This is a genomic window from Pseudoruminococcus massiliensis, assembly GCF_900291955.1.
Taxonomy (GTDB): Bacteria; Bacillota; Clostridia; order Oscillospirales; family Acutalibacteraceae; genus Pseudoruminococcus; species Pseudoruminococcus massiliensis.
Window position 1 is genome coordinate 91,307 of the sequence record NZ_OLMR01000001.1, and the last position, 18,745, is coordinate 110,051.

Annotated in this window: 22 protein-coding genes; 5 read left to right on the top strand and 17 right to left on the bottom strand. The window is 34.8% G+C overall.

Going from position 1 to position 18,745, the window contains the following annotated elements:
- The first annotated feature begins 60 nt into the window (after positions 1–60).
- Positions 61–1,842 (top strand): bifunctional homocysteine S-methyltransferase/methylenetetrahydrofolate reductase, encoded by a 1,782-nt coding sequence (locus C9914_RS00415; RefSeq protein ID WP_158707295.1) that lies wholly within the window; start codon positions 61–63, stop codon positions 1,840–1,842.
- A gap of 163 nt (positions 1,843–2,005) precedes the next feature.
- Here the strand turns inward: C9914_RS00415 and C9914_RS00420 are convergent, their stop codons facing one another.
- From C9914_RS00420 to C9914_RS00475, 13 genes are all read right to left on the bottom strand, one after another.
- Complete coding sequence (locus tag C9914_RS00420; RefSeq protein WP_158707296.1) at positions 2,006–2,245, bottom strand: transposase; 240 nt, start codon at positions 2,243–2,245, stop codon at positions 2,006–2,008.
- A gap of 8 nt (positions 2,246–2,253) precedes the next feature.
- Positions 2,254–2,430, bottom strand: coding sequence for a hypothetical protein (locus C9914_RS11420; protein WP_158707297.1), 177 nt, complete (start codon positions 2,428–2,430; stop codon positions 2,254–2,256).
- A gap of 100 nt (positions 2,431–2,530) precedes the next feature.
- The gene (locus tag C9914_RS00425; protein WP_022264860.1) at positions 2,531–3,457 is read right to left on the bottom strand and encodes a DMT family transporter; all 927 of its coding nucleotides are present in this window, start codon (positions 3,455–3,457) and stop codon (positions 2,531–2,533) included.
- Positions 3,458–3,536: 79 nt separating this feature from the next.
- Complete coding sequence (locus C9914_RS00430; RefSeq protein ID WP_106762702.1) at positions 3,537–3,974, bottom strand: RrF2 family transcriptional regulator; 438 nt, start codon at positions 3,972–3,974, stop codon at positions 3,537–3,539.
- A 160-nt stretch (positions 3,975–4,134) separates the two neighbouring features.
- Positions 4,135–4,524: a PadR family transcriptional regulator gene (locus tag C9914_RS00435; protein ID WP_022264862.1), complete on the bottom strand. Its 390-nt coding sequence runs from the start codon at positions 4,522–4,524 to the stop codon at positions 4,135–4,137.
- A 406-nt stretch (positions 4,525–4,930) separates the two neighbouring features.
- Positions 4,931–5,272, bottom strand: a complete 342-nt coding sequence (locus C9914_RS00440; protein WP_022264863.1) for a phenylpyruvate tautomerase MIF-related protein — start codon at positions 5,270–5,272, stop codon at positions 4,931–4,933.
- Positions 5,273–5,286: 14 nt separating this feature from the next.
- Positions 5,287–5,472, bottom strand: a complete 186-nt coding sequence (locus C9914_RS00445; protein WP_022264864.1) for a hypothetical protein — start codon at positions 5,470–5,472, stop codon at positions 5,287–5,289.
- A 25-nt stretch (positions 5,473–5,497) separates the two neighbouring features.
- On the bottom strand, positions 5,498–6,076 hold the full coding sequence (locus C9914_RS00450) for a uracil-DNA glycosylase (RefSeq protein ID WP_106762704.1): 579 nt from the start codon (positions 6,074–6,076) through the stop codon (positions 5,498–5,500).
- Positions 6,077–6,243: 167 nt separating this feature from the next.
- Entirely contained in the window at positions 6,244–6,444 is a 201-nt protein-coding gene (locus C9914_RS00455; protein WP_022264866.1) for an alpha/beta-type small acid-soluble spore protein, read from the bottom strand.
- Between the two features lie 135 nt (positions 6,445–6,579).
- Entirely contained in the window at positions 6,580–7,068 is a 489-nt protein-coding gene (locus C9914_RS00460) for a hypothetical protein (RefSeq protein WP_022264867.1), read from the bottom strand.
- Between the two features lie 14 nt (positions 7,069–7,082).
- Positions 7,083–7,298, bottom strand: coding sequence for a hypothetical protein (locus tag C9914_RS00465; protein WP_106762706.1), 216 nt, complete (start codon positions 7,296–7,298; stop codon positions 7,083–7,085).
- 63 nt (positions 7,299–7,361) lie between these two features.
- Positions 7,362–7,727: a type II toxin-antitoxin system PemK/MazF family toxin gene (locus tag C9914_RS00470; RefSeq protein WP_022264869.1), complete on the bottom strand. Its 366-nt coding sequence runs from the start codon at positions 7,725–7,727 to the stop codon at positions 7,362–7,364.
- Between the two features lie 229 nt (positions 7,728–7,956).
- Positions 7,957–9,186, bottom strand: coding sequence for a class I SAM-dependent rRNA methyltransferase (locus C9914_RS00475; protein WP_106762707.1), 1,230 nt, complete (start codon positions 9,184–9,186; stop codon positions 7,957–7,959).
- A 295-nt stretch (positions 9,187–9,481) separates the two neighbouring features.
- On the opposite strand from C9914_RS00475, the gene C9914_RS00480 reads away from it, so the two are divergent.
- The 4 genes from C9914_RS00480 (at position 9,482) to C9914_RS00495 (ending at position 16,498) form a co-directional block, all read left to right on the top strand.
- Positions 9,482–11,902, top strand: coding sequence for a leucine-rich repeat protein (locus C9914_RS00480; RefSeq protein WP_106762709.1), 2,421 nt, complete (start codon positions 9,482–9,484; stop codon positions 11,900–11,902).
- 72 nt (positions 11,903–11,974) lie between these two features.
- The gene (locus C9914_RS00485) at positions 11,975–12,484 is read left to right on the top strand and encodes a nitroreductase family protein (protein WP_106762710.1); all 510 of its coding nucleotides are present in this window, start codon (positions 11,975–11,977) and stop codon (positions 12,482–12,484) included.
- 287 nt (positions 12,485–12,771) lie between these two features.
- Complete coding sequence (gene uvrA, locus C9914_RS00490) at positions 12,772–15,588, top strand: excinuclease ABC subunit UvrA (RefSeq protein ID WP_106762712.1); 2,817 nt, start codon at positions 12,772–12,774, stop codon at positions 15,586–15,588.
- 91 nt (positions 15,589–15,679) lie between these two features.
- On the top strand, positions 15,680–16,498 hold the full coding sequence (locus tag C9914_RS00495) for a Bax inhibitor-1/YccA family membrane protein (protein WP_106762714.1): 819 nt from the start codon (positions 15,680–15,682) through the stop codon (positions 16,496–16,498).
- A 166-nt stretch (positions 16,499–16,664) separates the two neighbouring features.
- Here C9914_RS00495 and C9914_RS00500 read toward each other — a convergent pair whose 3' ends face one another.
- The 4 genes from C9914_RS00500 to C9914_RS00510 all read right to left on the bottom strand — a co-directional run bounded on the left by C9914_RS00500 (position 16,665) and on the right by C9914_RS00510 (position 18,740).
- A complete protein-coding gene (locus C9914_RS00500) occupies positions 16,665–17,417 on the bottom strand; it encodes a phosphotransferase (protein ID WP_022264874.1) in 753 nt (250 codons plus the stop codon).
- 340 nt (positions 17,418–17,757) lie between these two features.
- Positions 17,758–17,850 carry a stage V sporulation protein SpoVM gene (gene spoVM, locus C9914_RS00505; RefSeq protein WP_022264875.1) on the bottom strand — a complete coding sequence of 31 codons (93 nt, stop codon included), beginning with the start codon at positions 17,848–17,850 and terminating at the stop codon, positions 17,758–17,760.
- 18 nt (positions 17,851–17,868) lie between these two features.
- Positions 17,869–18,033, bottom strand: coding sequence for a hypothetical protein (locus C9914_RS11425; protein ID WP_022264876.1), 165 nt, complete (start codon positions 18,031–18,033; stop codon positions 17,869–17,871).
- Between the two features lie 80 nt (positions 18,034–18,113).
- A complete protein-coding gene (locus tag C9914_RS00510) occupies positions 18,114–18,740 on the bottom strand; it encodes a thiamine diphosphokinase (RefSeq protein WP_106762715.1) in 627 nt (208 codons plus the stop codon).
- Between the last annotated feature and the right edge of the window lie 5 nt (positions 18,741–18,745).

Genomic DNA, 18,745 nt, shown 5'->3' on the forward strand with positions numbered 1-18,745 from the left:
ATATAACAAAAACTGCAAGCATATTTTTGTGGTTTTGTTATAGCGAAAGGTATGAAAAATATGAAACTATCTGAGTTGCTTGCAGATAACAAGACTGTTCTCTGTGATGGTGCTTTTGCAACATTCTATTCTAAGCTTACTGGTAATTCTGAAAGACGCTGTGAGCTTGAAAATATCAATAATCCTGAAATCGTTAAGCGTATACACACACAGTACATTAATGCAGGTGCTAAAATTATACGCACAAATACCTTTTCCGCAAATACTACTATTCTTAATATCAGCCAAGATGAGCTTATTAAGGTTATCAAACAGGGATATATGCTTGCAAGGGAATGTGCAGGCGAAAACGCTGTTGTTTGTGCTGATATAAGTGCGATTTATACTAATGATGACCACGACAAAAATCCCGATGCTGAATATCGTGCTATCATTGATGCATTTATTGAATGTGGTGCGGATTCATTTATACTTGAAACTCTTCCAAGTATAGATATTATTGCCTACCCTATCGAATATATTAAATCTAAAAAGCCTGATGCTGATATTTATCTATCTTTTGCGATTATGCCAGACGGCTTTACTCGTTCGGGCGTTTCGCTTAATTCACTCCTTGATAGCATAGTAAAATATAAGGATAAACTATGTGTAGTTGGTTTGAATTGTGGTTGTGGACCGACTCAAATTCAGCGTCATGCAGTACAATTCAATGATTTCATAAAAAGCAATACAAAGCTGTATACAGCTGTTTTGCCAAACAGTGGATATCCATATCTTGAAAGAAGGCGTATTGCCTTTTCGCCGAATACTGAACATTTTGTTGACGAAATTGCAAGACTTATTCCAAATAACATTAATATTCTTGGTGGCTGTTGTGGCACTGAACCTGAACACATTAAGCTTCTTTCCGAAAAGCTCAATGGAAACATAAGCTTTGCGAAAATTGAAATTAAAGAAAAGAAAAAATCTTCTCCTGCACCATTTTCTTCTCGAATTGCAAATAGTGATTTTGTAATTGCGGCAGAGCTTGACCCTCCATATGGCACAGATTTAAACAAGCTTATAAATGGTGCTAATCTCCTTAAAGAGGCCGGAGCGGATATTGTTACTATCTCTGATTCCCCTCTTGGGCAAGTAAAAATGGAGCCTGTTCTTTGTTCTGCAAGAATACATCGTGAATGTGGAATCGATACTTTGCCACATATCTGTTGCCGTGATAGAAATATCAATGCTTTGCGTTCAGTTCTGCTTGGAGCACATAGTGAAGGAATTCGTGCTGTTCTCGCAGTTACTGGCGACCATATTGCTGAAAGCGACCGAGGAGTTGTAAAACCTGTTTTCAATATAAGCTCCACACAGTTTATGACCATAATTTCTGAAATGAATAAGGAGGTTTTTGCAGATTCACCTATACTTATTGGTGGTGCATTTAATCCTGATTTGAAATATGCAAAGAGTCAGCTTAAACGCCTCGAAAAGAAAATGGAATGTGGTGCAACATTTTTCCTGACACAGCCTGTATATTCTGCTGAGAATATTGATGTCATTGAGGAGGCTCGTTCTCTTGGTGCTAAAATGCTTGTCGGAATTATGCCACTTGTAAGTTATCGAAATGCGTCATTTTTGAATAATGAAGTTCCAGGAATAAACATTCCGCAGGATATTATTGAGAGATTTTCTCCGAATATGACACGAGAAGAAAGTTCTGCGGTCGGAACGGAAATTGCAATCGAGCTTGCAAAAACATATATGACACATGCAGATGGTTTCTACTTTATGACACCTTTTAATCGTGCTGAAATAGTCTGCGATGTTATAAATGCCTTGCCCTTAAAAAATTAATAATTTACAAATTAAAAACCGTTACAGCAAATGGTGGGGCTGTGAAGAAATGAAGTTTAAGACTTCATTCTTCGCAGCTCCTTTCAATTTTTGTGAAAAAACAAGGCGATTGTTTAAAAAATGGCATACTCCCCCTTACCCCAAACAGCGTAATGTTGAAACCTCAAGTAGCTTTTTGCAGTCTGATTTGTTTTGTATAAAATTTGTGGAGATTAAAGCCGATTGAAACCAAATAAATCTCCAATTCGACTTTAATTTGACCTCTTCGCACTAATCTTTTGTACCAACGGTCATATTTCATTACACCGAAGGTACCCTCAGCTTGTATCGAACGATTCATTCTGAGCAATGCTCCGTGCATGCTTTCAAGATTGTTTAAAACTTCTTGATATATAGATGTCAATTCTTCATTTAAGCAGATAGTTCGGTTGCCGAATTGTCTGTCTTGGAATAGCTGTTCCTGTTCTCACCGCAGGTGGCAAGTTTAACTACATATTCACTGAGTTTATCTTGATATTTGCAGAGTTTCTCATAATATCTTTGTGTAATGGTCTTCCGATGTCCTCTGCCATACACAAAATTCTTCACAAACTTATTATACCACAAAAGGCACATAACCGAAAGTGATAACGGTTATGTGCCTTCTTGTTTTTGCAAGGCTGTTTTTTTCACAGCCCCTCGCAAAATATTATTTTTCAGTTTTACTTTTTCGATTATTATAAATAAACATCATAATTGCCATAGAACAGATTACTATATAACCTATTATAGAATATATATCTGGTATATCGCCAAAAATTATGAAACCAATAAGTGCAGAAAAAATTATCTGAGAATAGTCATATACAGAAATTTCTTTCGCTGGTGCATGGTAATATGCCGCAGTAATTGAAAATTGTCCGCCTGTTGCTGCAAGTCCTGCACAAAGCAGATATATTAGTTGAAGCCAGGTCATTTCGTGATACTGAAATATCAAAAATGGAAATGTCACAACGCAAGAAAAACAGGAAAAAAAGAACACAACAAATTTTCCATTTTCACCTTTCTGACCAAGTCGTCTTACAGCTGTATATGCTGCACCAGCACCTAAGCCACCTATAAAACCGAGAAGTGCAGGAAGAAACTCTGTAAGATTGAAGCTTGGCTTTATTATAAGTAAACTTCCTAAAAATGCTATAATGACCGCTAAGGTTTGAACTTTATTTACTTTTTCGTGCAGAAATATAAGCGAGAAAATTATTACAAAAAAAGGCGACATCTTATTGAGCATTGATGCATCAGAGAGTACAAGGTGGTCTATTGCATAAAAGTTGCAAAGAATTCCAAGTGTACCAAATATTGAACGGGCAAGCAACAAGCCAAGATTTCCTTTTTTGAATTTAAAGCCTTGCCCACTTTTTATTAACAGAATTGCTGCAAAAATCATAGCAACAAAATTTCTGAAAAAGCTTTTCTGAATAGATGGTAAATCTCCAGAAAGCTTTACGAAAGTATTCATAAGTGCAAAGCAAAAAGCTGATATTATGATATAGATGATTCCAAGATATTTTTTGTTGATTTTCAAATTATTCACCTCAAAAACAAGAAGCCACCCTAAGGGGCAGCTTCTAAGCATATACCTTTATTTAAATAATAATATTCATAAAAAATTTTGTCAATGGCAAATAAATTAACAAACATAAGTCTGATAGAAATTAAATCATATAATTATCATAATTATTTTCAGCCTCTCTATCAACTACATCTTGAATTGTTATTCCATCAAGATAGTCTGTAATAACCTTATAAAGTCCCTGCCAAATATAGAGCGTTGAACATTCCTCCGCACGCTCGCATTGAATCGGTTCAAAATCAAGACAAGAAACAGGAGCTATACTGCCCTCAGTAATTTTTAGAATCTCACAAATAGTAAGTTCCTTTGGGTCTTTTGCAAGCATATATCCACCTTGATAACCACGATTAGCTTTTAGAATACCAGATTTATTCAAAAGAGGCACAATCTGTTCAAGATATTTTTTTGATATATTCTGACGCTCTGCAACATCCTTAAGTGCAATAAAGCCATCCTTTTTATGTTCTGCCAAATCAACAAGAAATCTTACAGCATATCTACCCTTTGTAGAAATTTTCACACTATCACCTCAAAGTCTATCGGTTTTATATATTATATATTTTAACACAAAAGTTATCAATTATCAATGATAAAATTAAACAAAAAAATACCGTATACTTTTATAAAGCATACGGTATCAAAGTTTTCGATATAAATCCAACATTTAAAAGCTATCCGACTCAAACATTCTCATTTTCTAAAGCTTCTTTATTTGTTTCATTATTCATAATAACATCAACAGCACTAAGAAGTCCCTTATATTGCTCTATCATTTTCTTGAGATATTGCTTACCTTCATCAGTAATAGCATAGTAGTTACGAGTTCTGTGGCTTTCAGTAATCTCTTGAGAATACTCTACAACATAACCCTGCTCCTGAAGACGATATAGTACAGGATAAAGGAAATTCATTTTATAAATCTTGTTGCTGCGTTTTTCAAGCTCCTGAGAAAGCTTATATACATACATTGGCTTTTCGTTAAGAAGAAACAATGTAAGCATAGGACTGGTAGCTCTCTTGAAGTAATCCTCAAAAGAATGGTTGGATTCTTTTCCTAAAGTTCTGCCCATAAGTAATCACCTTTCTTTTCTAAATGTCACTATTATTATAACATAATATAAAATAAAATCAAGAGCATATATTGTATTATACACAATAAATTTACAATTAATCATTTATAAACTATATTAAGTATCTTTATTTTTGATTTATTATTTTGTGAAATAGTAACATTTTTTCGCTTATATTATAAAATATATTGGGCGATATATCTTATATAATTTTTTTCAATAGTGATTTTAGTGAAATTACCATTATCATTCGGCATTTATTTTGTAATATTTTGTTAAATAATACTAATTTTTACAAACAACTCTTTCAAAAAATATCTTCATAAGCATTTAATTGTTATTCATCAATATATGGTTCATAATTGTGCAATTTTGGAGCATATTTGTCTGCAAGCAGATAACTTAATTAAAAATTACTACCAGCATAGCCCCAATACTCTATTTCATCATACTTTACATAAATTCTATCACTTAAAATTTCAAGCTTATCTGAAACAATTTCTGTCAGTTCAGCAGTCAGCTTATCATAATTCTTAGCAGATGAGCCACCATAAATCTTAACCTCAAGTATTGCACAAGATTCGTCAGAACCCTTAAACCACATTCTCTGTTCATCACAGAAATTCAGCATAAGCCATTGTTCACTCTTACCAGGAATAATAGCAATAGCCTCACCAAAAGCTGATTTAAGTTCAGCTTCTTTTTCCTTTGATATAGATACAGATGTTTTCAATTCAATAAATGGCATTTTAAGCACTCCTTTTATTTTTTCTTAGATTTCCTGCTCATAATAAGCTTTGACAAAATAATAGCAACTACTCCAGCTATAATTCCAAGGCACAGATAAAAAGCACCAGAATTTCCTGAAACTGTTAATGCAAGAATTGCCACTGCAACAATAATTATTATAGCCACAATATAAAATGCTAAAACCTTTGGATTTTTCATTTAAATCTCCCACCTTAAATATAAATTAATCCTCATATGTATGGTCACAAATTTCCTTTATCTTTTCTTGCAATTTAAGATAATCCTCAAATGCGGCCGGCTTGTTATTGGGATTTCTCAACAAAGCCGCAGGGTGTAAGGTTGCCATCATAAGTACATTGCCCTTTTCAAAGAAAATTCCATGCTCTTTTGTAATTTTAATATCTGGCTTTATAATTTTTGCAGCAGCAATTCTGCCAAGGCATACAATAATCTTTGGACGAATTAATGCAAACTGATTTCTCAACCAATCTACACAAGCTGTCTGTTCCTCTGGAAGTGGGTCACGATTTTTAGGAGGACGGCATTTTACAATATTTGCAATATAGATATTCTTTTTTCGGTCGAGGTCGATAGCCTCAAGCATTTTATCAAGAAGTTTTCCACCTCTGCCAACAAAAGGTTCTCCTTGCTCGTCCTCATTTTGTCCAGGGCCTTCTCCGATAAACATAACCTCCGCATCAGGAGTTCCTACCCCAAAAACAACATTTGTACGAGTTTCGCATAAACCACACTTCTGACACTGCTTACATTGAATCTCAAGCTCGGCAAAATTATCTATCATACCAAATTACTCCTTATCAAATTATTTAGCTTAGTATATCATATTTCAATTTATAAAGCTACAATTTTCAGCAAAATCAAAAGTGTGATAGAGTATTCTCTACCACACTTTTTGAGTCTATTTTTAATTTGTTTATAGGTTTAAATCAAGGTACTTTAATGCACTTTTTATTTCATACCGTTCTCATAAGCTTCAATCATCTTTTTAACCATCTGACCGCCTACTGAACCTGCTTCTCTTGCAGAAATATCACCGTTATAACCCTGCTTGAGGTTTACGCCTACTTCGCTTGCACATTCCATCTTAAAGCGTTCCATAGCTTCCTTTGCCTGTGGTACATTGAGCTGATTATTGTTGCTGCTTGACATAATTATTTCTCCTTTGTTTTTAAGATTTTTTGATGTTTAAATTTTTGATTTTGTTGTTTTGCGTTTGCATTATTATATTATGTCGTTATCAGCTTAATATTAAATGTAAATTTTAGCGCTTATGGAATTTTTATCTTAAAATTCAAAACCTTCTTCTGGTATAGCTCCAAGTAAAATAAGAATTGCACTTGTCGCTAAAGATGAATAAAGCTCATAACTGCTCTTTATATAAAAATCTCTTGGCTCTATAATTTCACCATCAATCGTGCATATTGCTCTTTGCAAACTTACCATACTTACTTCATCAGTAATGCTTGCCGTACTAAATGTATCTTTTAGTGACATTCCACACGAAATTGCAATATTGCCACTTCCATTAAGCATATCTATTGCATTGCGATTTTCAGAAGAAAATATTGCAAGGAAGTTTTCTCCATATATTTTCCCTTTGAAATCGCTGCAAAAAACTGCGATAGAATTACCCGAAAGCTCATTGAAAGTTTCCGAGGCAGTGGATATAGAAATACTTCTGCGTTTGCAAAGCATATCACCATAATGTTCAATAGAATTACAAACGCAGTTAAAAAGCTCTTTATTCTTTCCCAAGATTTTTATATTTATCATAGCAATACCTATAATTATTTTTCATATGGCGGTGTATATTGAATTATCTCACGATATGATTCAAGTTCTTTCTCATCCTGTGCTGCAAAAGGAATAAGCCCTGTACAATCTGTTGTACTTGGAACAGGATTAAATTGTTTTAAAGCTTCTTCACGAGCCTCTGTTTCTTTATCATTAGGATAATGTTTTGCCTTGTTTAAATCAACCTTATTAATATTTTTACTATCCATAAAAATCCCCCTTAAAAGTATTCCTAAATATTTTAAATCGAAATTCTACGATTACATATTATTTTATGTAATCGAATTGTGTTCAACACCCAAACCAAAACTAATAGAAAGTGCCTCATCGACCTTTCCCATTTCGCCGAGGTCGAGAGAACCCATACGCTCTTTTAATCTGCGTTTATCTATTGTACGAATCTGTTCAAGAAGCACAACAGAATCTTTAGCAAGACCGCTTTCATTAGCCATAAGACGAATATGAGTTGGCAGATTTGCTTTAGTGCTTCGGCTTGTGATAGCCGCAGCAATTACAGTTGGACTATATCTGTTGCCGATGTCATTCTGAATAATCAAAACAGGTCTTACGCCACCCTGTTCAGAGCCTACAACAGGGCTTAAATCCGCATAATATATATCTCCTCGTTTAATATTCACAGCTTTCACTCTCCGAAATTTTATTTTGTGCCGGCAATATTATTCTTGTCCGATTTTCAGAAAAATAAACATAATAATCCAGCACATTAACATAATATTCTTGCAAAAGCCAAGTGACACCTTATAATATTTTGATAATAAATATAAAAATTTATTACATAAAAAGATTTAAAATAAAAAATTCGCACAAGCCATTAAAAAGCCTGTGCGAATTTTCTATTTAAAGTCATTAAACAACTTGGAAAAGATAGAATTTGAGATAATTTGTTTCCTGCATATTCCAGAGTATTGGGTGGTCAGGAGCTTGCTGACGAGCCTCTATCTGACGAAGCTCAACATGAGCATCAAACGCAGCTGATTTAAGCATTGTACGGAAAAGCTCATCTGTCATAAAGTGCGAACAAGAGCAGGTAGCAAGATAACCACCTCTTGGCAGTAGCTTCATAGCACGAAGATTTATTTCTTTATATCCACGAATAGCACTATCAACAGTTGCACGAGATTTTGTAAAAGCAGGCGGGTCAAGAATAACATAATCATATTTTTCATCTGCTGTTGGAAGATTAGGCAATAAATCAAAAACATTAACTGCTTTAAAGCTCATCTTATCATCAAGACCATTAAGTTCGGCATTTCTCTTTGCAAAACCAACTGCCTCCTCAGAAATATCAACGGCACAAACATGTTCTGCCCCACCATAAGCACAGTTAAGTGCAAAAGAACCTGTATGTGTAAAGCAATCAAGAACTCGTCTGCCCTTTGCCAGTTTTGCGGCCGCTCTGCGGTTAAATTTCTGGTCAAGGAAAAATCCTGTTTTCTGACCATTTTCAAAATCTACATAATACTTAATTCCATTTTCTACAATAGTTACCTCAGTTGAATCTGGAATATCAAGTCCATCGAGCTTAAAGAAGCCTTTGTTTTCTTCCATACCTTCAAGACGGCGAATACCAACATCATTTCTCTCAAATATTCCACGAATATTAAAGCCATCTTCCGCAAGGACTTTAACAAGTGCCTTAAAAATCAAAGGCTTAACACGCTCTGTTCCAAGAGAAAGTGTCTGGGTTACAAGTATATCATCAAACTTATCAACAGTAAGCCCTGGGAAACCATCAGCCTCTCCGAATATAACACGACAGCAATTAAGGTCATCACGCATAACCGTCTTGCGATACTCCCAAGCATATCTTACTCTGCGTTCATAGAACGAATAATCAAAGTGGTCATTTGCATTTTGCGAAATAACTCTTATACGAATTTTCGAGTGAGAGTTATAATATCCTGTGCCCATATATCTTCCACGATTGTTTACAACATCTATAAGATTTCCATCTTCAATTTCTCCGAAAATCTTTTTAACCTCTGTATCATAAACCCATGTACTTCCACCAATAAGTGAAGTTTCAGCTTTTCTTGAGATTTCCGCACGAGAATATTCTCTGTTTTTAAGTGACATATTATTTCTCCATTCCCATAATAATTTAAATTTAAATATTACCTATTGAAACAAACAATATAATTTTAACATTTAAACTCTAAACTTTCAATAAAAAGCGTAATCAATAAAAAATATAATATTTATTTGATATAATTCCTCTAAACAGATTGAAATTTTCAGACCTTTTAGTTAAAATGTAAATAGTATAAAAATAATTAAGCATGACTTTTAAATAGCTTTTTATTTTTAAAATTTTATTAGCTATACATATGATTAAATCTATATAAAATATGTATAACTTGGAGGTTTTATTATGAATAACTACTTTTCAAGATATGTTCATAGTGCTTTAATGGGTGACAAAACCGCATATGAAACACTTTATAATCTTACTAAAGACGCTCTATTTTTTGCAATACTAAATATAACTAAAAATGAACAAGAAGCAATAAGCATCATGAAAGAGAGCTATACAAACGCATTTGAAAATTTAACTTCTCTTAAAAAAGCAGAAATCTTTGATGTATGGCTAAACAGAATTGCCTCATATTCTGCTTATATATCTATCACAGAAAAAAATCCAGATGCTTTTAATAATGTTGCTGAAAAATTTGAATGGAATGATGAAGATAATTTCGACCAACTTCCACAAGAAACCATAGACGATAAGGACACACGAAATGTTGTGAAAGGAATAATCGAAAATTTGCCTGATGACCAACGACTTCTTATCATAATGCACTACTATCAGGAAATGTCTTTATCTGCAATCGTTTCAACATTAGATTTGCCAGAAAACACAGTAATGTGCATACTCTCATATGCAAGAGAGGGAATAAAAAAAGAAATTGCAAAAGCTGAATCAGAAGGCAGATTAATGCGTTCAGTATCTCTCGGTGCAGTTCCCTTTACACTTATGGAATTAGCAAAATCTCAATTTTTATTTCACCCTGCACCACCTATGAGCAGTATTATTACACCACCTACAAATGCAGAACCTATCATTGAAGAAAAAAATGATATACAAGCAATTTTAAATATTCCATCTCCTGACGCATCCAAAGAACAAGCACAAGAAACAAAAATTACTGAGCAAGTCCAAGAACCAGTTCAGCAAGAGTATGCAAACCCTTATGAGCAAGCACAACAACCAGTTCAGCAAGAATATGCAAACCCTTATGAACAAGCACAACAACCAGTTCAGCAAGAGTATTCAAACCCTTATGAGCAAGCACAACAACCAGTTCAGCAAGAATATGCAAACCCTTATGAGCAAGCACAACAACCAGTTCAGCAAGAATATGCAAACCCTTATGAACAAGCACAACAGCCAGTTCAGCAAGAATATGCAAACCCTTATGAGCAAGCACAACAACCAGTTCAGCAAGAATATGCAAACCCTTATGAACAAGCACAACAGCCAGTTCAGCAAGAATACGCAAACCCTTATGAACAAGCACAACAGCCTGTTCAGCAAGAAACAGTTGTAGAGCAGTCTCAGAATGTTCAAGAAGTTTCAGAACAACCATCAAATAATATTCCTAAAAAGCCACAATCATACCAGCGTGTGGTAGAAGCTAATTTTAGTATAGATAACGCCACAAAGCAAAAGAATAAAAAAACAGACAAGCAAAATTCTTCTCTTTCAAAAATCGGAAATTTCTTTAAATCAACTGCGGGCATAGCTACAATCATAGGAGTAGCTTTTGTTGTTATTGCTGGAGTAGTTATATTTTCTATGCTTGATGTCGCAAAAAAGAACAGTCTTTCAACAGATGGTATTATTGAAAGTTCAGTCGATATTAATGCATCATCAGATTCAGAAAGTTCTCACGAACCTACCGCCGAAGAACTTCGTGCTGCAGAACTTAAAGAAGATGAAAAAAATTATGTCTATAAAGAGTATCAAAACGATACATTACACATAGTCGGATATAAGGGCAAGCTTGAGGATTTAGTAATACCAGAGAAATATTCAAATAAAGTTATAACTGGAATCGACCCTATGGCATTTTCAGGCTGTTCACAAATTAAAAGTGTAACTATATCTAAAAATATTCAATCAATATCTCTTAATAACAGAAGCTGCAATATGAATCCTTTCTATGATTGCATTTATATGAAAAATATATATGTTGATGAAGATAATCGTTACTTTACTTCTGTTGATGGTGTATTGTATAATAAATCTAAAACTGAACTTCTTTTCTACCCATCTTATAAATCAGATTCATCATATACTATACTTGATAGTGTAACGAAAATTGAAGTTGGTGCTTTCCAAAGAAATGGTATAGTTACAGAAGTAATACTTCCAAAGAATATCAAAACTATTTCTAAAGAGGCTTTTCTTGAATGTACATCACTTCAAAAAATAGAAATTCCTTCAGGTATTACAGAAATCAGTGAATCACTATTTTTAGGTTGTAAATCTCTAAATGATATAACACTTCCAAATACTATTAAAGAGATAAAATCCAATGCTTTTTATAAATGCAGCGGTCTTAGAAAAATCACACTTCCAGAAAGTGTAGAAACACTCAATTTTCTTGCCTTTGGTGATTGCACAATGCTTAATACCTGTACTATAGAAAACAGTAATATGAAATTTAAAAGTTCATATGATAAGAATGAATCCATCTTCCCTAATACTCAGGTTACACTAAGAGCTAAAAAAGGTTCTACAACTGAAGCATATGCTAAAAAGTGGAAAATGTATTTTTCTTATATATAAACTTTATAAGCATATTCAATATTTTTCTAATTTATGATGTAATCAAGTAAATAAAATACTCGGAGGTTCCATATGAACTTTTTAGAATTAGCAAAGAAAAGATATTCTGTACGCTCATACAGCGAAAAGCCTATTGAAAAAGAAAAATTAGACACAATACTTGAAGCAGGCAGAATTGCTCCATCAGCAGTAAACTATCAACCTACAAAAATTATTGTTGTAACTGATGCAAAAGGTTTAGAAAAGGTTTCAAAAGCAACTAATTTTTATAATGCCCCTTGTGTTCTGATTGTCTGCAATGATACTTCAGCATCTTGGAAACGTAAATACGATGGCAAAGAATTTGGCGACATAGACGCAACTATCGTCACAGACCATATGATGCTTATGGCAACAGAGCTTGGATTAGGCACACTCTGGATAGGCAGATTCAAGCCACAGGTTATAAAAGAAGAATTTAATATCCCAAAAGAAATTGAACCTATCAATCTTCTTGCAATAGGATATGCTGATGGCGAAGCAAAAAGCCCAGATAGACACAGCAAGGATAGAAAACCATTAAGTGATATAATTCTTTCTTAATAACTAACAGACTTTTCTAAGACAATTAAAAGTTTTGCTCAAGCTTTTTCAAAAGCTTGCGGTTTCCAAAGGCGGAGCCTTTGGTGGGTTTTAAGGGCAAAGCCCTTAACATTCTTTGCTCCTTAAGCGGCGGATTTTATCCGCCGCTATTTTTTGCTTTTAATTCATATTAACCTAACTATATACTGCGAATTTCCATTGCAAAATACTTTTATTTATGCTATCATTAAACAAGCGAACATACTGTCGATTTTTTAGAAAATCATTTATTCATGGAGGTAATTCCAATGATGAAAAATATAGTAGTAAAAGGTGCAAGAGAACATAATTTAAAAAATATTGATGTTGAAATTCCAAGAGAAAAGCTTGTAGTTCTTACAGGACTTTCAGGTTCAGGAAAATCCTCCCTTGCATTTGATACCATTTACGCTGAGGGACAACGCCGTTATGTAGAATCTCTCTCCTCATACGCAAGAATGTTCCTTGGCCAGATGGAAAAACCGAATGTTGATAGCATTGAGGGACTTTCTCCTGCAATATCTATCGACCAAAAAACAACCTCAAAAAATCCTCGTTCAACAGTTGGTACAGTAACAGAAATCTATGACTATCTGCGTCTTATGTATGCAAGAATAGGTATTCCCCACTGTCCTATCTGTGGCAGAGAAATCAAACAGCAAACGGTTGACCAGATTGTAGATAGTGTTATGCTGCTACCAGAAAAAAGTAAAATTCAGGTTTTAGCACCTGTTATAAGAGGTAAAAAAGGAGAGCATAAAAAGGTTCTTGAATCCGCCTCAAAATCAGGCTTTGTCAGAGTAAGAGTTGACGGAATAATTTATGACCTTTCTGAAAACATCACTCTTGAAAAGAATAAAAAGCATAATATTGACATAATCGTTGACCGACTTGTTATTAAAGACGATATTCAATCAAGACTTGCTGATTCCATAGAAACTGCCTCAAAGCTTGCTGGCGGTCTTACTGTTATCGCAATACAGGACGGCAACGACATACTATATTCACAGAATTATGCTTGCCCCGACCATAATTTCAGCATAGACAAGCTTTCACCAAGAATGTTTTCTTTCAACAATCCTTTTGGTGCTTGCAAAAAATGTACAGGACTTGGAGTTTTTCTGAAAGTAGATAAAGATTTGATTATCCCTAATCCCGAGCTTTCAATCCGTAAGGGCGGTATCAAGGCAAGTGGTTGGGCTATGGAAGGCAGCACAATTGCAACAATGTACTTTGAAGCTCTCGCAGAAAAGTATAATTTCTCACTTGATACTCCAGTAAAAGAACTCCCTCCAGAAATTCTCGATATAATTCTTTACGGAACAAAGGGCGAAAAAATTCGTGTTGTAAGAAAGCGTGAGTATGGCTCAGGTGTTAATGAAGTACCATTCGAGGGAATCATAAATAATCTTGAGCGAAGATTCAAAGAAACAAGCAGTAAATGGATAAAGGAAGAAATTGAATCCTTTATGAGTGCCACAGAATGTGAAGCCTGTCACGGACGCAGACTTTCCCCCGAAAGCCTCGCTGTAACTGTTGGTGGACTTAATATAAGTGAATTTTGTGATATGTCTGTCGATAAAGCACTCGATTTTATCAATAAAATTGAGCTTACTGAAAGACAGCGTATGATTGCCAAGCTTGTTATAAAAGAAATCATATCACGCCTTAATTTCCTTAAAAGCGTTGGACTTGGCTATCTCACCCTTTCAAGAGCCGCTGGAACTCTCTCGGGTGGCGAAAGTCAGAGAATCCGTCTTGCCACTCAAATAGGCTCATCACTTATGGGCGTTCTTTATATCCTCGATGAACCAAGCATAGGTCTGCATCAGCGTGATAATGACAAGCTTCTTGCCACACTCAAAAATCTTCGTGACTTAGGAAATACTGTTATCGTTGTAGAACACGATGAAGATACAATGCGTGCCGCTGATTATATTGTTGATATAGGGCCAGGTGCAGGAGCTCATGGTGGTGAACTTGTCTGTGCAGGAACTGTTGATGATATTATAGCTTGTGAAAAATCTATTACGGGACAATATCTCAGCGGAGCAAGAAAAATTCCTGTTCCACAAACACGCAGAAAAGGCAATGGAAAATTTATTGAGGTTAAAGGAGCAAGACAGAATAACCTAAAAAATATTGATGTCAAATTTCCACTCGGAACATTTCTCTGCGTGACTGGTGTTTCTGGCTCAGGAAAATCCTCTCTTATCAATGAAATACTTTATAAATCTCTCGCTTCAACTCTAAATCGTGCCAAAACACGCAGTGGAGAACACGATGAAATTCTTGGTGTAGAAAATCTTGATAAGGTTATTGACATCAACCAAGCCCCTATTGGCAGAACCCCTCGCTCAAATCCTGCGACATATACAGGTGTTTTTACAGATATTCGAGAGCTTTTCGCAAGCACTAATGACGCAAAAATGCGTGGATATTCGTCAGGAAGATTTTCCTTTAATATAAAAGGTGGTCGTTGCGAGTCTTGTGAAGGTGACGGCATAATCAAAATTGAAATGCACTTCTTGCCTGATATTTATGTACCTTGTGAAGTTTGTGGCGGAAAGCGTTATAACCGTGAAACTCTCGAAATAAAATATAAAGGCAAATCTATCTATGATGTACTTGAGATGACAGCCGAAGAAGCAACAGAATTTTTCAGCAACATTCCTAAGATTTCAAGAAAGCTTAAAACACTCTGTGATGTTGGCTTAGGTTATATCAAGATTGGACAACCAGCCACAACACTTTCAGGTGGTGAAGCACAGCGTGTAAAGCTTGCAACAGAGCTTTCAAAGCGTCCTACCGGAAAAACTGTCTATATCCTTGATGAACCAACAACAGGTCTGCATATAGCTGATGTTCATAAGCTTGTTGATGTTCTTCAAAAACTTGTCGATAGTGGAAACACCGTAATTGTTATCGAGCATAACCTCGACCTTATCAAAGCAGCTGATTACATCATTGATTTAGGTCCAGAAGGTGGCAGTGGCGGAGGTACTATCGTAGGCACAGGCACTCCCGAAGAAATAGCACTGAATGAAAACTCATACACAGGTCAATATTTAAAAAAATTCTTATAAAATGCGTGGAAAACCTCTAACCCATTCGTATATATTAGTGAAAACACAAGATAACCAAATAAAAAAATAAATTTAGAAAAGGGATTTTATTATGGCAAGCACAAGATTAAATAACACAACCAAAGAAGAAAAAACCTTCTTTGGTTCAAATCCGGTTCTTCGCAATGCAAAAAAATCAGTCTACCAGGATTCAGACACAGAATCCGCCTCCTATAAAGGAATTGCTTTAAAATGTTTAATTTTCCTTATAATGATGATTATAGGTGTAGCCCTTGCAATGTTTCTTCATAATCTAAACTATTCAACTATATATATTGATGATGATATTTATGCAAACACTGCAGAAATTATCGGCGGTTTAGCTTCATCCGTTCTAGTTTTAGCTCTTTCAATAGTATGTATTTTCTTAAAGAAAACGATACCCTTTTTTGGCTCACTATATTGCATAAGCTTCGGTTTTCTATACGCATTTATGGCAAATATTTTCAAAGAATACAGAGAGCCTATACTTCTTGCAATCATAGTAACACTTTCAATATTCGCAGCAGTAGTTTTCGCTTATATGAGCGGCAAAATTAGACTATCAAGCAAGTTTAAGCAAGGTATAACAATAGCAATCTCGGCGCTGGTTATTTCTTCAGTAGTTATTGCAATCGGATTCTTCATTCCTGGATTGAGAGAAATCTCCGTATTCATATCAACCAATCCTGCACTCTGCATAGCATTTTCAATCATCGGCATTATAATAGCAACTCTCTCACTCGTTAAAGATGTTGATACAATCCATGAGATAGTAGAAAGCAGAATATCCGCTAAAGTAGAATGGAAAATTGCTTTCTCCTTAATTTTCTCCCTCGTATGGATTTTCGAAGAAGTTCTAAGACTTATCCTCGCTTTTAAAGATAACTAAAACATAATAAGCAAGCTAAAGGGCAGGTTTCAATACCTACCCTTTTAGTTTGCTAAAAAAATACTTCGGATAAACACAAAAATGCCAACCGTAAAATTCGGTTGGCATCCCTGTTTATGAAAAAAAGAAAGGAAGAAAAAAGAAAACCTATAATCAAAATTAAATATCACTGATAGTCGATAACATTAATCCAAGTCTTGAGGAAATCTTCTTCCTCTGGACGATGCTTTACAAGCTGTGAGGCTGCAACTATCGGCAACCACTGCTGTACATATTGTTTAGCAGTGTCAGACTTTTTGCAGAATAAGTCAAGATACTTATCAGCAACAGTCTTATCTTTAAGAGCAAACAAAAGATATGTTCTTGCTGCGTCTGCAGAAGCGTTTCCCTGAGTAGCGTGTGACCAGTCAAGGATATGCATTGAGCCATCAGGAGAAACGATAATATTTGACGGGTTAAAATCGCCGTGGCAAACCTTATCATGCTTTGGCATAGACTCAAGTCTTGTATGAAGCTCATAACGAGTTGTTGCATCAATTTCATTACTAAGGCTTGAAATCTTTCTATTCATCTTATCCTTTAGCTTATTAAGGAGAGGAGCTTTCTTGCTCTGAACCATAAGCTGAAGGTCAACAAACTGTTCAAGATATTTGTCGAAATTATCTGGGTCTTCTTCCATAATTTTTTCAAGTGTCTTACCTTCTACATACTCAATTGAGATAGCCCACTTACCATCAATAACCGAAACTGCCTTAATTGCAGGAATAGGAAGACCTGTTTCCTCAACTCTTGCGTGATTAAGAGCCTCGTTAAGAATATCTGACTTAGGATAATTGCTATCGAATACTTTTATAGTAGTATCGCCATCTTTGTAGATAACCTTATCTTTGCGTTCAGCTAAAACTTTCTCGAATGTCATAAATTAAGTCCCCTTTCGGCTTTTATATTTAGTTTAACAGATTTCTTAGAATCAAGTGTTTCTGTATCTGATGTTGTTATTATACTACACAACTTGAATAAAAGATAGATGTAATGTGCATTAACTTTTGGTTAATTTTTTGTGCAATAAGACAAATTGTCTAAATTTTAACAATAATGTTAGATATGTTTGTTAATATTTTATCAATCGACCAAAAATTCGACACGATTTTTAATTGTATATATACAACTATTATGTACATATTCAGGATAATTATTCGCACAAAAAAGGGGCTGTGAAAAAACAGCCCCTCATTTATTGAAAATATAGGAAATAAGCCTTAAATTTCTTCAGGCTTTAATTTTTTTATTCCGAACATCTTTCTTAAAAAGAATGAGAAGAACTTTGGTCTGTCAACTACAACGATTTTCATAAGTATACCTCCATAAATTCAGCAGCATTTCGACAACGCAATCGCAAGTATTATTACAATTATCGCTGCGATAATCAAAAGGCATCTCTGTGGGAAAAGCAGTGAAATCAAAAGCCCTAAAGCAAACGCAAGTGCCGTTTTTCCGCTATTACAGCTATTGCAGCCCCTTCGCTTTCTTGCCATAAATAACACCGCCTTTTTTATGTGTTTGAGCCTTTCGTAACGCTCTTAATACATAATACTCGGCGGCGTAATTTTTGTGCTTATTCCTTTGAAAAAATTATTACGGCACTGCCCTCATCAATTTTTACTCGTGCAGTATCAGCAGTTATAACATTGCTTATTCCTAACGGTATTTCTGCAAAAAGTCTGCCCTTTTCAAGCTCATACTCAAAGCCAGAAAGTGTGACAACACAGCTTTCACAACCAAAAGCAAAAATTGAAAAGCGTTCTCCACACTTATTCTCTATAAGCATTTCCTCATCAGAAATAATCATCAATGAATTGCTTTCGTCAATAAGCGTTCCTCTTGCATTGTGAGAACGGATATAACTCAAAACAGAAATATTCGCATAGGTATGGTCCATTCTTCCACCTGTACCACCAAAAATAATTATTTCGTCAAAACCTCGGCTAAGAGCCTCTTTAACACAGCTAAAAGTATCTGTATCATCTTTCTTTATAGGAAGCTTTAGAACTGTAGCATTTGTATTTGAAGGCACTTCTGCGGAATCAAAATCTCCAATAATTATATTAGGCACAAGACCTGCCTTTTCGGCGTGTTTATATCCGCCATCGGCACATATTATAAAATCATCAGAAAGAACCTCATCACGCAAAAATGAAATTTTTATTTTGGGTGATGATGATATAATAACACAGCGACTCATACTAA